The following is a 13,528-nucleotide window of genomic DNA, read 5'->3' on the forward strand; positions in this document are numbered from 1 at the left end:
TGATTCTGCCACAGGCTGCCGAGGGATCGGGGCTGCTATGGCAAGATGCGCCCATGCCTGAGCTTCCCCACCGGCCGCTGCGGGATGCCGATCTCGCCGATCTCGACCGCCGCGATCCCCTGGCCCCATTCCGCCGGCGCTTCCGGTTGCCGGAGGATGCCATCTATCTCGACGGCAACTCTCTGGGCCCCCTGCCCACCGCCGTTCCCGAACGCCTCAACCGCGTCATCGAGGAAGAGTGGGGACGGTCGCTGATCCGCGGCTGGAACGACCACGACTGGATCGGCCTGCCGCTGCGGGTGGGAGAGAAGATCGGCAGGCTCATCGGCGCCGAGAGCGGCGAGGTGGTGGTCACTGACTCCACCTCCGTCAACCTCTTCAAGCTCCTGGCGGCGGCGCTGAAGGCGCGGCCGGGGCGCTCCACCGTGCTGGTGGAGGAGGACGGATTCCCCACCGACACCTACATGGTGCAAGGGCTTCTCGATCTGGTAGGCGGACACCGGCTACGCCGCGCTCCGGCGGAGAGCCTGGAAGAATCCCTCGACGACGACGTGGCGGTGATGCTGGTGGGCCACGTCCACTATCGTAGCGGGGCCCTACGTGATCTCCACGGCCTCACCGCCGCCGCCCATCGCCACGGGGCTCTGGCCCTCTGGGACCTGGCTCACAGCGCCGGCGCCGTGCCGGTGGAGCTGGCGGCCTGCGGCGTCGATCTGGCGGTGGGCTGCGGCTATAAATTCTTGAACGGTGGCCCAGGAGCTCCGGCCTTCCTCTACGTCGCCCGGCGGCTTCAGAAAGAGCTCACCCAACCCCTCAGCGGCTGGCTGGGCCACGCCGATCCTTTCGCCTTCGAAGCCGACTACCGGCCGGCGCCGGGCATCGCCCGCCACCTCTGCGGCACCCCGCCGATCCTCTCCATGGCCGCCCTGGACACCGCCTGCGACCTCCTGCTGGAGGCCGACCTCGAGGCCCTGCGAGCCAAGAGTCTCGAGCTCGGCGCCATCTTCCAGCGCCTGGTGCAAGAGCGCTGCGCCGGTCTCGGTCTCAAGCTCGCCGGCCCCGAAGAACCCTGGCGACGGGGCAGCCAGATCTCCTGGCGCCATCCCAAAGGCTACGCGGTGGTGCGGGCGCTGGTAGAGCGCGGAGTGATTCCCGACTTTCGCGGCCCCGACGTGATCCGTTGCGGTCTCGCTCCCCTCTATCTGCGCTACACCGATCTGGGGGCCGCCGTAGATCATCTGCGCCAGACCTTGGAGGAGGAGCCGTGGCGGCGCCCCGAGCTCCGCAACCGCCACGGCGTTCCCTAGGGTGTAGAATTCGACTACACGATCCACCGCCCCGCGGTGCCCGATGCTCAAGCTTCATCCCGAAATCTCCAGATACCAGACCAGCTACCAGAATCGAGGCCATCACCATGAGAATCTACGCCTTTCCAGGCTTCCGCTACGCCGGTGACGAAGCCGGCGATCAGGCCGCGCCCCCCTTCGACCAGATCAACGACAAACTGCGCCAGAAGCTCCAGGACGGAGCCCCCCACCACTTCTCCCACCTCACCAAACCGGTGGAGGGGGAGGAAGGAGATCCCTACCAGCACTCCGCCGCGCTGCACCAGCGCTGGATCGACGAGGGGATCGTGCAGCGGGACGGCAAGCCGTCCCTCTACCCCTACCGCATCGAGGTCGCTGACGGCAGCCAGCGGTTGGGGTTGCTCACCCTGGTGGGAGTGGAAGAGCCGGAGGCGGGGATCATCCGGCCCCACGAGCAGACTCTGGACAAACCCTTCGCCGACCGCTTGAGCCTGCTCCGAGCCACCCAGGTGGATTACGAGCCGCTGATGTTCCTGAGCGACGATCCAGGCACCCTGGAACCGCTGCTGGAAGAAGATATGACCGGCCAACCCATCGTCACCCACCAGGACGCGGCGGGCAACTACCATCACCTCTATCGCCTTTCCGATCCGCAGCGCATCGAGGCCTATCGCCAGCTGCTGGCGCCCTGCCCCGCGGCCATCGCCGACGGCCATCACCGCTACAAGACCGCTCGCCACTATGCCACCGAGATCGGCGCCGAGGAGGGCCAGGCGGCGGCGTGCAAGATGGCGGTTCTGTTCAGCCTGCGCTCCGAGCACTTGGTCATCGACCCCATCCACCGTGGGCTGGCGGAGGCCCACGACCTGAGCGAGCTGACGCCCCTACTGGCCAGTCGCGAGCCTCTGGCCGCCGGCAGCGGCAGCGAGCTGGCGGCGGCGGTGGCGGCGGCACCGCAGCCGGCCCTCGGGGTGCGCCGCTCCGACGGCGGCACCGAGCTCTGGCTGCTGGATCCGGAACGCATGCCCGACGGTCTGCCTCCCGCCGCCGATCAGCTGGCGGTGGCCCACTTGCACTACATCCTGCTGCCGGCCCTGGGGCTCACCCCGGCCAACTATCTCGACGGCACCGTCACCTATCGCTCCGATCCCGACGAGCTCTACCAGGAGGTGGACAGCGGCGATCTGGCCATCGGCATCTGGCTGCCGCCCATGAGCGCCGAGCTCTTCGGCAAGGCCATCTCCAAGGGGGATCTGCTGCCCGCCAAGGCCACCCGCTTCCTGCCCAAACCGGTCTCCGGTCTGGTGTGGTCCGGCCACGACGCGGAGCTCCTCTGAGCCCTGAGCCTCGCGCCGACGACCCAGCGCCGGGGATCGAATTCGATCCCCGGCGTCACCTCTCTCCCTATCGTCTCTTCCGCTGGTTTCGAGAGGGCCGCCCTCTGACTCTGCTGGACCTGCGCCCGGCGCCGGTCACCCTCACCTTCGCCGGCGCCCAGCCTTATCGCGGCCCTCAGGATCTCCCCGCCATCGGCCTAGCTACTGGCGGCCCCGCCATCGTCCTCTTCGACCACGACGGCGCTCGCGCCGCCGCGGCCCTGGAAGAGCTGCCCGCCGAGCTCCGCCCCACGGCACGAATGCTCTTCGGCGGCATCGAGCTCTACGAGTATTGTTTGGATCCCGCAGTGGTGGGCGGCGAGCGCTATCTGAGAGCGTCAGCTGAGCTGGGCGACTAGCTGCCCGCGCTCCCGGCAGAGGCGACCCCCGGCAAGCCGACTCCCGGTGCCGGTCGCTCTCGCAGCACCTCGCGGCGAAAGGTGAAGAGCTCGGCGGGACGGCCGCCGGTGCCGGAGTGCTTGCGGCCGGTGCCTTCCACCAGCCCGCCCCGCTCCACCAGACGGCGAAAATTCTGTTTGTGCAGCCGCACCCCTGCCAAGGCTTCCACCACCCGTTGCAGCTGCAGCAGCGTGAAACTCGGCGGCAGCAGCTCGAAGACCACCGGACGATAGCGAATCTTGCCCCGCAGCCGCCCCAGGGCGGTGGCCAGGATGCGCCGGTGATCGAGGGCCATGGGCCGCCCCAAGGCCCGTCGCCCCAAGGCCGGCACGGCCGGAACATCCACCGCCGGGTCCCGCCGTGCCTCCTGCACCAGCCCCACCTCGTAGAGCAGCTCGTAGCGCTCCAGCACCCGCTCGCCGTCCCAAGGCGCTCCTCCGAGACCGAAGGCGATATCCACCCGCTCCCGCCGGCGACGCCGGAGCCGCGGCTCTGCCTGCTCGACCCAAGCCTGCAATGCTGGCAAGAGCGCATCGTCGAGCACCGCCGGCCGCCCATTGCGCCAATCCTCCCAGGGGAAGAAGCGGTACCAATCCCGCCAGCGCGCCTCGCCGGAAGGCTCCGCCTCCCGCACCAGCGCCAGGTAGGCGACGGAGACGACCCGCCCCTCCGCTGAGCCAGCGACTGGCCCGCGGTTGAGGTCTCCGCCCCGGTTGAGGTCACCGAAGGTGTAGAGCTGGTCCACATACCCCAGCTCGAGTCCCGTCTGCTGACGCACGAAGCCCCGCAGCTGAAGCTCCAGGGTGCGGTCCCCGGCAGGATCCAGCGGACCGAAGACCAAAGCATCCACAGTCTCCGCTGCTTCTCCCGACTGCGGTGGGCCGAGGGTGCGGGCGTCCCGCTGCACGGTGAGGCAGCGGGGAACCTCGCGGGTCACCGCCACGATGACGGCGTTGAGATCGACGATGACGGCGGTCACGGGCAGCTCCTCAATCTTCCAGGGGCAGCAGCCGGCGCTCGAAGCGCTGGCAGAAATGACTGGCGACCCGCTCCGCAACGGTCTCCAGCGGCGGGCGCTCCCCGGTCAGACTTTCGATGGAGACCATCCGCACCTGGGGCAGCCCGCAGGCGACGATACCGCCGAAGAAGGAGAGATCCGTGCTGACGTTGAGAGCAAATCCGTGGGTGGTGATCCAGCGGCTCAGGTGGACGCCGATGGAGGCGATCTTGCCGCCCCCGGCCCAAACCCCCACCAGATCCTTCCCCGGCCGCGCCTCCGCCTCGACGCCGAAATCCGCCAGGGTGCGGATCAGCACCCATTGCAGGTCTTGAACATAGCGCCGCACGTCCCGGCGGTCAGGGCTGAGGTTGACGATGGGATAGCCCATCAGCTGCCCCGGTCCGTGATACGTCACCTGACCGCCGCGGTCCGCCTCGTGGATCTCGATGCCTTGCTCCTCGAGCCAGGGCGCCGGGGCCAGAACGTCCTCGGCACTGGCGTTCCGGCCCAAAGTGTAGACGTGGGGGTGCTCCAGGAGCAGCAGATGCTCGTCCCCGGAGCCCTGGCGAACAGCGTCCCGCAGCCGCTTCTGCTCCGCCACCGCCGGCGCATAGGGATAGCGGCCGAGATAAGCCCAGCGCAGGGGGCGTAGCGGCTCCACTTCCGATGCTGGATCGTCGTCGGTAGGTGCTGACGGGGAAAGCAAATCCATGGGGGCATTCTAGCCCCATCCGGGAACCGAGCCCTCACGGGCCCGTCGCAAGGCCGGAAGCCGAGCTGAAAAAGGATGCCTGGCAGGCCACGGCCAGCCGAAGTAGGACCAAGACAGCGAGCACCTGCTTATGCTAAGCTTGGGCGCTAAGAGGCAAAAAAAAGAGCGGAAACCCACGAGGGGCCCGCACATACCAAGGGTCCACTTACACTACTGAAGTGCCTCGAAGCTGCAAAAGCGGGACAGTCACCGCGAGTCAGCAGATTTCCTTCGAGGCCGGATCCTCTCCGGATCTCCCTGTCTCGGGATACGACTCGGGATCCTCGGGGCTACCGCTCGCCTGCCTACCACCGGTTCCTCTACCGCCGGTTCCAACTTTCGGGGCAAAAAAAAGAGCGGAAACCCACGAGGGGCCCGCACATACCAAGGGTCCACTTACGTCATGGAAGTGCGCTCTTCCTCGGGAAACGGGACACCCTCCGCGATTTTGTTTCCAATTTTCCGCGAAAATTCGATAAGAGCAGCCGCCGGCCCGCGTCGGCGGGCCCAGCGACTGGCTACCGGCGATAGGCGTCCAGCTCTTCCCACGAGCCCTGCTGCAGCTGCTCCTTGACCAGAGCCATGAACTGATCCGCGTCGGCGCCGTCGATGAGCCGGTGGTCGAAGGTCAGTGCCAGATAGCACATGGTTCGGATTCCAAGGCTGTCGTTGCCCTCGGCGTCGGTGAGCACCACCGGCCGCTTCTCGATGGCGCCGACCCCGAGGATCGCCACCTGCGGCTGGTTGATCACCGGCGTCCCGAAGAGAGAGCCGAAACCGCCGGGGTTGGTGACGGTGAAGGTGCCCCCCTTGATGGCGTCCGGGCTCAGCCGCTTGCTGCGGGCGCGGTCCGCCAGATCGTTGGCGGTCTTCGCCAGCCCCACCAGACTCAGCTGATCGGCATTCTTCAGCACCGGCACGATGAGCCCGTGGTCCAGCGCCACCGCCATGCCCAGGTTGATGTCCTTCTTGTAGACGATATTGGTGCCGTCGATGGCGGCGTTGAGCTGCGGGAAGGCCTTCAGCCCGGCGGTCACCGCCGAGAAGATGAACGGCATATAGGTCAACTTGGTGCCGTTGGCCTCGGCGAAGCGATGCTTGATGCGCTGGCGAAGCCGCGCGATGCGGGTCATGTCGATGTGGAAGACGGTGGTCACATGGGCCGAGGTGGCCTTGGAGTAGGCCATATGGTCGGCGGTGATCTGCCGAATCCGCGACATGGGCACGACCTCGACGTTCTCCCCCTCGGTGTACGCGGGGACGTGGAAGTCGCTGGCGGCGCGGGTAGGCCGTGGAGCCGCCGGTGCCGCGGCCGCCGCCGGCTGAGCGGGAGCGCTGCCGCGGTTTTCCAGATAGCCGAGGATGTCCTTCTTGGTCACCCGGCCGTGGATCCCGGTGCCTTCCACCTGCTGGAGATCGACCCCCTCCTTGGCGGCGATGTTGCGCACCAGCGGGCTGGAGAACTTCCGCAACCGCTGCTCCAGGCTCATGGGCCCATCGGTGGAGTCCTCCTCGCCCGAGTCCTCGCTTTCAGCGGCCTGCTCTCCCGCGGCCGCTTCGGCGGCGGGAGCTTCGGTGGCGGGAGCGGATGCCGCGCCGTCGCCGACGCTCTCTCCGGCCTCACCGATATACGCCACGACGTCGTCCACCGGCACGGTCTCCCCTTCGCCGTGGACGACCTTGAGCAGAGTGCCCGCCACCGGGCTGGGAATCTCCGCGTCGACCTTGTCGGTGGAGATCTCGAATAGGGGCTGATCCCGTTCGACGGTCTCCCCCACCTCGATCAGCCAGCGGGTGATGGTGCCTTCGGCGATGGACTCCCCCATCTGGGGCATCACGACTTCAGTTGCCATGGACAGCTCCTCGACTTGCTCGGCTCGCCCGCGATGAACGAGCGGCAGCTCCTTGAATCGATCGAAACGCGCACACGCCGGATCTCCTCATCCGTTCCTCGGCGACTCAGATATGGAGCGGATGACCGTAGGCCGCGTGGGCGGCCTCCATCACCGACTCGCTGAGGGTTGGATGGGCGTGCATGGTGCGGAACAGTTCTTCGGTAGTGGACTCGATACGCAGGGCCACGCAGGCCTCGGCGATGAGGTCGGTGGCCTTGGGGCCGACGATGTGAACCCCCAGGAGCTCATCATAACGAGTCTCCCGCACGACCTTGACGAAGCCTCCGGTGTGCCCCAAGATCGCCGCCTTGGCCAGCGCCGAGAAGGGGAACTTGCCGGTGGCCACATCGTAGCCCCGCTCCTTGGCCTGGGCCTCGGTGAGACCAACGCTGGCCACTTCCGGGTCGCAGTAGGTGCAGGAGGGAACGTGGTCGTAGTTGATCGGCTGCACGGCCTCGCCGGCCATGTGCTCCGCCGCCAGGATGCCCTCGCTGGAGGCCACGTGAGCCAGCCAGGGGGTCTGCACCAGATCGCCGATGGCGTAGATGTGGGGGACGGCGGTGCGCATCAGCTCGTCCACCTCGACGTAGCCGCGCTCCAGCTTGACCCCTTGCTCTTCCAGCCCCAGATTCTCCGACACCGGCGCGCGGCCCACCGCCACCAGCAGGATCTCTGCCTCCAGGGTGTCGGTCTTGCCGTTCTGCTCGACGCTCAGGGAGACGCCGCCCTCGGTGGTCTCGACGGCGGTGAGCTTGGAATCCGTGCGCACCTTGATGCCCCGCTTCTTGAGCGACCGGGCCAGCTCCTTGGAAACCTCTTCATCCTCCAGCGGTAGGACTCGGGGCAGCATTTCCAGCAGCGTCACCTCGGTGCCGAAGCTGTGGAAGATGGACGCGAACTCGGTGCCCACGGCGCCGGCTCCCAACACCACCATGGAGCGCGGCACCCGAGGCAGCTGGAGGATGCCGTCGGAGTCCAGCACCCGTTGGCCGTCCACCGGCGCCATGCCCAGGGGCCGCGGCACGGAGCCAGTGGCCAGGAGAATGAAGCGGCCCTCGAGAATCTGAGTCTGACCGTCCTTTTCTACCTCCACTCGGTGGGGGCCCACCAGCCGGCCGCGGCCGTGGATGCCGTCGATCTGATTCTTCTTGAACAGATACTCGATCCCCTTGGCGTTCTTGTCCACCACCTGCTGTTTGCGGCCGTGGGCGGTGGCCAGGTCCAGAGCCGGAGCTCCGACCTCGATGCCGAGGGTGCCGGCGGAGCGGATCTCGTCGAGCACCGCCGCCGTGTGCAGCAGAGCCTTGGTGGGTATGCAGCCACGGTGCAGGCAGGTTCCGCCAAATTTGGGATCCTTCTCCACCACCGCGGTCTTGAGCCCCAACTGGGACGCGCGGATGGCAGCCACATAGCCGCCGGGGCCGCTCCCCACCACGATCAAGTCGTACTGCTTCTGCTCCATCACTGCTCCGTTCTCACCGATTTCATGCTCTTGGGAAGGAGAGGTCTCGGATCGAACCGAGCCCCACAGCCCATAACCTACCAGGTCATGGGAGTCTCATGGGGATTGGGACCTCGCTGTTCGGAAAGGGGCTCTCAACCGAGCCTCAGCCATCCACCGCCTCCGCCCGCCAGCGGCCGGGCTTGTCTTCCACGAGCCGCCCCATGGGAGTCTCCGGGTCGTGCTCGAAGATGCACAGCCAATTCCCCTCCGCCACCTGAGGCAACCACCGCTTCTTATTCTCCAAGGTGGTCAGGGGATAGAGATCGTATCCCATGATCCAAGGCAGCGGCACGTGAGCCGCGGTGGGGATGAGATCGGCGAAGAAGATCCCCTGGTGCCCGGCAGCTCCCCCATCCAGGCGCACGATGCACATGTCGGCGTTGTGCCCCGGTGCCCGGATCGCCCGCACGCCGGTCATGGGCTCGGCCTCGTCGTCGAAGAGCTCCACTACCCCGGCCTCGAAGAGCGGCTCCCAGTTGCGCGGATCGTAGCTGGCGGCATCGCGTTCGGAAGGCTCTCGGGCGTGAGCGACCTCGCCTCGCTGCATCCAATAACGGGCGTTGGGAAAGGTGGGCTGCAGCGAGCCGTCCGCCGCCTCGCGGGTATTCCAGCCGCAATGGTCGAAGTGCAGATGGCTGAGGAGCACGTGATCGATATCCCCCAGCTCGTAGCCGGCCGCCCGAATCGCCTCCGGCAGCCGCCGATCTCCCTCCCGCAACCCGAAGATCTTGCGGAATTTCTCGTCGTTCTTGTCGCCGATGCCTGTATCCACCAACAGCAGCTCGTCCCCCCGCTCTACCAGCATGCAGTTGGTGACCATGGAGATGCGATTGAGCTCGTCCGCGGGCTTGGCCCGCTGCCACAGGGTCTTGGGCACGACCCCGAACATGGCCCCACCGTCGAGGCGGAACTCGCCGTCGGTGACCAGGGAAATTTTCAGCTCGCCGAGTTGATGGACCGGTATCGTCATAGCCTGAGCAGTCTATCTGATCCCCCGAAGCCGGTCGAGAAAGGCCGCCCGGGGGGCCGTCTAGGCTCGAGCTGCGGCAGTGTTCGATTCGAAGCTTGTGGCAGAACCCTCACCCCCTCCGGTCCCCCTCTCCCAGCCGCCCTCCCTTCCACCCGGTAGAGGGGAAGCTCGTTGATTGGCTAGAGAGGTCAACCTAGCCAGCCATGACCTCGGATAGGAGTGATCAGCTTAGTGGTTTCCTGGTCCGAACCGACCGAGGACTCAGCGGCGCCCGGCGCAGGCACGGGCTGCAGCGGAAGAACGCGCGGCACTGTTTGAGCGCCAGCGAGTTTCCCGCGCGCCGCTGCAGCTCGAGCGCCTGCGGCGGTCTCCTGCGCCGCTGCCCGAGGGAGGTCGGGCCTGGAAACCACGGCCCGCATGCTTTACTTCCCTGGCTCGTCCTCCCCACCACCGAAGACCCGATTGCGCAGAAAGTCCTCCGGATCCCACGGCGGCTCGCCGCCGCCGAGGTAGCGATGGAACCAGTCCAAGTGCACCAGGTAGTAGAAGGCCATCTCGTACCAGCCGGGCCAGTGGCCGGCGTCGGGGAAGACCACCAGGCGGGCGGGCACGTCCTGTTTGCGCAGGGCGGTGAAGAACTGCAGGCTTTGGGTGTAGGGGACGCGGTAATCCTTCTCGCCGGTGACCACCAAGGACGGCGTCTTGAACTTCGCGGCGTGCTCCGATGGCGACCACTTCCGATAATGCTCAGAATTCCACGGCTGGCCGCAGAGATCCTTGTCCGGGAACCACAGCTCCTCCGTGGCACCGTAGAACGAATCCAGATCGTAGAGCCCCATCATCGCCGCCAGGGCCTCGAAGCGGTCGGTCTGGCCGGCGATCCACATCACCATGTAGCCGCCGTAGGACCAGCCCATGACGCCCACCCGGTCCTCGTCCACGTAGGGCAGCTCCTCCAATCCGTCCGCCACCGCCATCAGGTCCCGGTACACCCGGCCACCCCAATCGCAGGCGATGGCGTCGGTGAGATCCTGACTGTAGCCCGTGGAGCCGGTGGGATTGGCGAAGGCGAGGACGTAGCCCTTGCCCGGATAGACTTGCCAGTCGCCGCGGAAATTGTCCATCCACTGCCCTTGGGGGCCGCCGTGGACGTTGAGGATCAGCGGATACTTCTTCGTCGGGTCGAATCCGTGGGGCTTGATCAGGAAGACGTGGATCTTCTGCCCCCCGTCTCCCGGCAGCCACAACTCCTCCGGCGGCCGCAGATCCACTTTCTGTTCCAGCTCGCGATTGAACTCAGTCAACCGCTGACGCTGAGAGCCGTCCAGCGCCGAGCTCCACAGCTCCGTCGGCGCGTCGATGGCCCGCCTCACATAAACCACCCGATCCTTCCCCCGCACCTGCCAGCTGTCGATGCTCGAATGCGTGAAGAGCTTCTTGGTTGCGCCGCTGGCCAGATCCAACCGGTAGAGCGTGTGCCGCCCCTCCTCCGAAGCCTGCAGGATCAACCCCGACGAGTCCGGCAGCCACTCCAACGCGTCCGCCGCTGGATCTCCGGTGCCGTCCCCCGAGCCGTCCCTGCGGCCGCGCTCGGTGAGATAGCGCACCGAGCCACTCTGCCGGTCGAGCACCGCCACCCGGGTGAAGTCCGCCTCGTAGCCCGGCGTCTCCATGCTGCGGTAGGCGATGTAGCGGCCGTCCGGCGAGTACAGCGGACCGAAGTCCCAACCCTGGTTGCCTGCGGTGAGGTTCCTCGCCTCCGGCATCGAAGACTCAGCCTCGCCCGACTTCATTGCCAGCTTCACCGCCCACAGATCCGCGTTGGTCGAGCCCGACTGATCCTCGTCGTGGTTGGAGACGAAGACCAGCTCTTGCCCATCGGGGGAAAAGGCATAGCCGGGGCCGTCCCCGAGGGAGAAAGTCGGGCTCGGCCAGGCTCCGGGAGTCAGGTCCCGCACCACCTCGCCGCTTCGAGCGTCCACCAGCAGCACGTGGTCCACCACCCCGTCCGCCCAGGAGGTCCAGTGGCGGTACAAGAGGTCGTCCGCCATGTGGGCGTTGAGGGGACCGTCCTCCCAGCGGCTCTGGATCTCCTCGTTGCAGGCGCTGTCGGCACCGCACTCCGGGTAGACCCCGGCGGTCACGGCGATCCAGCGCCCGTCCGGAGACCACACCGGATCCCGCAGATCCATGGAGAAGTCCGTCAACCGCCTCGGCTCACCGCCGTCCACCGCCATGATCCACAGCTCCTCACCCCCCTCACGGCCCGAGACGAAGAGCAGCGAGCGGCCATCGGGAGAGAAGCTCGGAGAATGATCATGAACCTCACCGAAGGTCATCTGCCGCGGTTCTCGCGCTTCAGAATCATCCCCCAAGGGCACGAACCACAGCCGGTCGGTGCTCTCCCCCTCCTCCAGCCGGAAGCGGGTGACCGTGATCACCGCGGTGCCGCCATCGGGACTCACATCCTGCCCGCCGACGGCCGCCGCGCGGTAGAAGTCGGCGATCTCGAAGGCTCGCCCGGTCTCGGTGCCGGCAGAGGCTTCCTGTGCCGCAACCGACGGCGCCCCGGCCAGGAGCCCTGCCAACAAGAGAGCGCTCCAGGCCATCATTCCGGACAGGGTTTTGGGTCGGTCCAACGAGCTACGATTCATCTTCTTCTCTCCTCCGGGCAATCTACTGCTGATCCAGCCCACGCCGCAGGAGCTTCTGCACCGCCTGCGGGTTGGCGCGGCCGCGGGTGGCCTTCATCACCTGACCGACGAAGAAGCCCAACAACGCCGTCTTGCCGCCGCGATAGAGCTCCACATTGTCCGGATGAGCCTCCAGCACCTGAGCCACCACCGGTTCCAGCGCCGCGTCGTCCAGCTGTTCGAGCCCCCGGCGGCGAACGATCTCCGCCGGTTCGCCGCCCTTCTCCACCAGCTCCTCCAGCACCTGTTTGGCCCCGGGGCCGGTCACCGTGCCACCGTCCACCAGCGCCACCACTTCGCCGAGGGTGCCACCGCCGAAAGGCAAGGCTTCCACCCCACCCTCGCCGGTGAGCCCGAGGAGGTCGTTGAGCAACCAGTTGGCAACATTACGCGGGGCAGAATGGGCCTCCAAGGCCTCTTCGTAGAAAGCAGCCAGCGGCGGATCCTGAGCCAGGGTGCGGGAATCCTGCTCGCTCAGTCCTTGCTGGCGATAGCCTTCCGCCCGCGCCTCCTCCTCGGCGGTGAGGGGCGGCGGTCCGGTCTCGGCCCGAGAGCTCGCGGGGGGACTCGCTTCCTTGCCCCGCTTCTTCGCAGCAGGCTTGGCTTCACCCCCGGCCTTGGCCTGCGGCGCCTCAGCGATCTTGGCCCAGGTATCCCGCAGGGTGACGATGCGGTTGAACACCCGCAGCGGCAAGGAGCCTTCCGGTCCGCGCACGGTGCCGATGCTGTCCTCGGGCTCGTAATAGAAATAGCCCTGGCGCTCGAATTGGAATCGGTCTCCGGGCTCTGCGGTGGCCAGCCAGCGCTCCCCCACCGCCGCCGGCAACACCACCCGAGACTCCGGGTTCAGATAGGTCTTGAAGTCGACCTCCTTGTCGGCGTCGGGATTCTCGGCGGTAAACAGGCGATCGTAGAGCCGCACCTCCAACGGCACGGCGTGATCCGCCGACACCCAGTGGATGGTGCCCTTGACCTTGCGGCCGGGAGCGTGACCGCCGCGGGTCTCGGGATCGTAAGTGCAACGCAGCTCGACGATCTCACCGGTCTCCGGATCCTCCACCACCCGCTCGCAGCGGATGATGTAGCCGTACCGCAGCCGCACTTCCCGCCCCGGAGCCAGGCGGAAGAATTTCTTCGGCGGATCGGGATGGAAATCGTCCCGTTCGATGTAGATCTCCCGCGAGAAGGGCAGCTTGCGCGAGCCTTCCTTGGGCACGTCCCGGGGATAGAAGGGAGCGTCCAGCTCCTCCACCCGATCCTCCGGCCAATTCTCGATCACCACCTTGAGCGGTCGCAGCACGGCCAGAACCCGCTTCACCTCCAGATTCAAGTCGTCGCGGATGGCGTGCTCCAGCAACGCCACGTCCACCACGCTGTTGGCTCGGGCGACGCCGATGTTGCCGCAGAAGGTGCGCAGGGCAGAGGCCGGCACGCCGCGGCGGCGCAGCCCGGAGAGGGTGGGCATGCGGGGATCGTCCCAGCCGTTGACGTGGCCGTCCCGCACCAGCTCGATGAGCTTGCGCTTGCTGAGCACGGTGTAATTGAGCACCAGCCGCGCGAACTCCGTTTGCTCCGGCCGCGGCGGCGAGGTCAGCTGCTCGAGGACCCAATCGTAGAGCTCGCGGTTGTTCTC

The 13,528-nt window shown here is 67.0% G+C and carries 10 protein-coding genes; 3 read left to right on the forward strand and 7 right to left on the reverse strand.

The genetic code is table 11. The annotated features are described in order from the left end of the window. The first annotated feature begins 53 nt into the window (after window positions 1–53). From kynU to SX243_12890, 3 genes are all read left to right on the forward strand, one after another. On the forward strand, window positions 54–1,307 hold the full coding sequence (gene kynU / locus SX243_12880; protein MDY7093859.1) for a kynureninase: 1,254 nt from the start codon (window positions 54–56) through the stop codon (window positions 1,305–1,307). 107 nt (window positions 1,308–1,414) lie between these two features. Next, the gene (locus tag SX243_12885) at window positions 1,415–2,644 is read left to right on the forward strand and encodes a DUF1015 domain-containing protein (protein ID MDY7093860.1); all 1,230 of its coding nucleotides are present in this window, start codon (window positions 1,415–1,417) and stop codon (window positions 2,642–2,644) included. Beyond that, complete coding sequence (locus SX243_12890; protein ID MDY7093861.1) at window positions 2,614–3,042, forward strand: hypothetical protein; 429 nt, start codon at window positions 2,614–2,616, stop codon at window positions 3,040–3,042. The genes SX243_12885 and SX243_12890 overlap by 31 nt, the downstream gene beginning before the upstream one ends. On the opposite strand, the gene SX243_12895 is transcribed toward SX243_12890, so the two are convergent. From SX243_12895 to SX243_12925, 7 genes are all read right to left on the reverse strand, one after another. Then, complete coding sequence (locus tag SX243_12895; protein MDY7093862.1) at window positions 3,039–4,061, reverse strand: hypothetical protein; 1,023 nt, start codon at window positions 4,059–4,061, stop codon at window positions 3,039–3,041. The genes SX243_12890 and SX243_12895 overlap by 4 nt on opposite strands. 10 nt (window positions 4,062–4,071) lie before the next feature. Beyond that, on the reverse strand, window positions 4,072–4,794 hold the full coding sequence (lipB, locus tag SX243_12900) for a lipoyl(octanoyl) transferase LipB (GenBank protein ID MDY7093863.1): 723 nt from the start codon (window positions 4,792–4,794) through the stop codon (window positions 4,072–4,074). Window positions 4,795–5,351: 557 nt separating this feature from the next. Then, complete coding sequence (gene sucB / locus SX243_12905; GenBank protein MDY7093864.1) at window positions 5,352–6,734, reverse strand: 2-oxoglutarate dehydrogenase, E2 component, dihydrolipoamide succinyltransferase; 1,383 nt, start codon at window positions 6,732–6,734, stop codon at window positions 5,352–5,354. Window positions 6,735–6,792: 58 nt separating this feature from the next. Next, entirely contained in the window at window positions 6,793–8,190 is a 1,398-nt protein-coding gene (gene lpdA / locus SX243_12910) for a dihydrolipoyl dehydrogenase (GenBank protein MDY7093865.1), read from the reverse strand. 145 nt (window positions 8,191–8,335) lie between these two features. Then, window positions 8,336–9,202: an MBL fold metallo-hydrolase gene (locus SX243_12915; GenBank protein ID MDY7093866.1), complete on the reverse strand. Its 867-nt coding sequence runs from the start codon at window positions 9,200–9,202 to the stop codon at window positions 8,336–8,338. 422 nt (window positions 9,203–9,624) lie between these two features. Next, entirely contained in the window at window positions 9,625–11,856 is a 2,232-nt protein-coding gene (locus SX243_12920) for a S9 family peptidase (GenBank protein MDY7093867.1), read from the reverse strand. A 22-nt stretch (window positions 11,857–11,878) separates the two neighbouring features. Further along, window positions 11,879–13,528, reverse strand: a 1,650-nt coding sequence (locus SX243_12925; GenBank protein MDY7093868.1) for a glutamate--tRNA ligase family protein, incomplete at its 5' end; no start/stop codon positions are given.

The organism is Acidobacteriota bacterium, assembly GCA_034211275.1.
GTDB lineage: Bacteria > Acidobacteriota > Thermoanaerobaculia > Multivoradales > JAHZIX01 > JAGQSE01.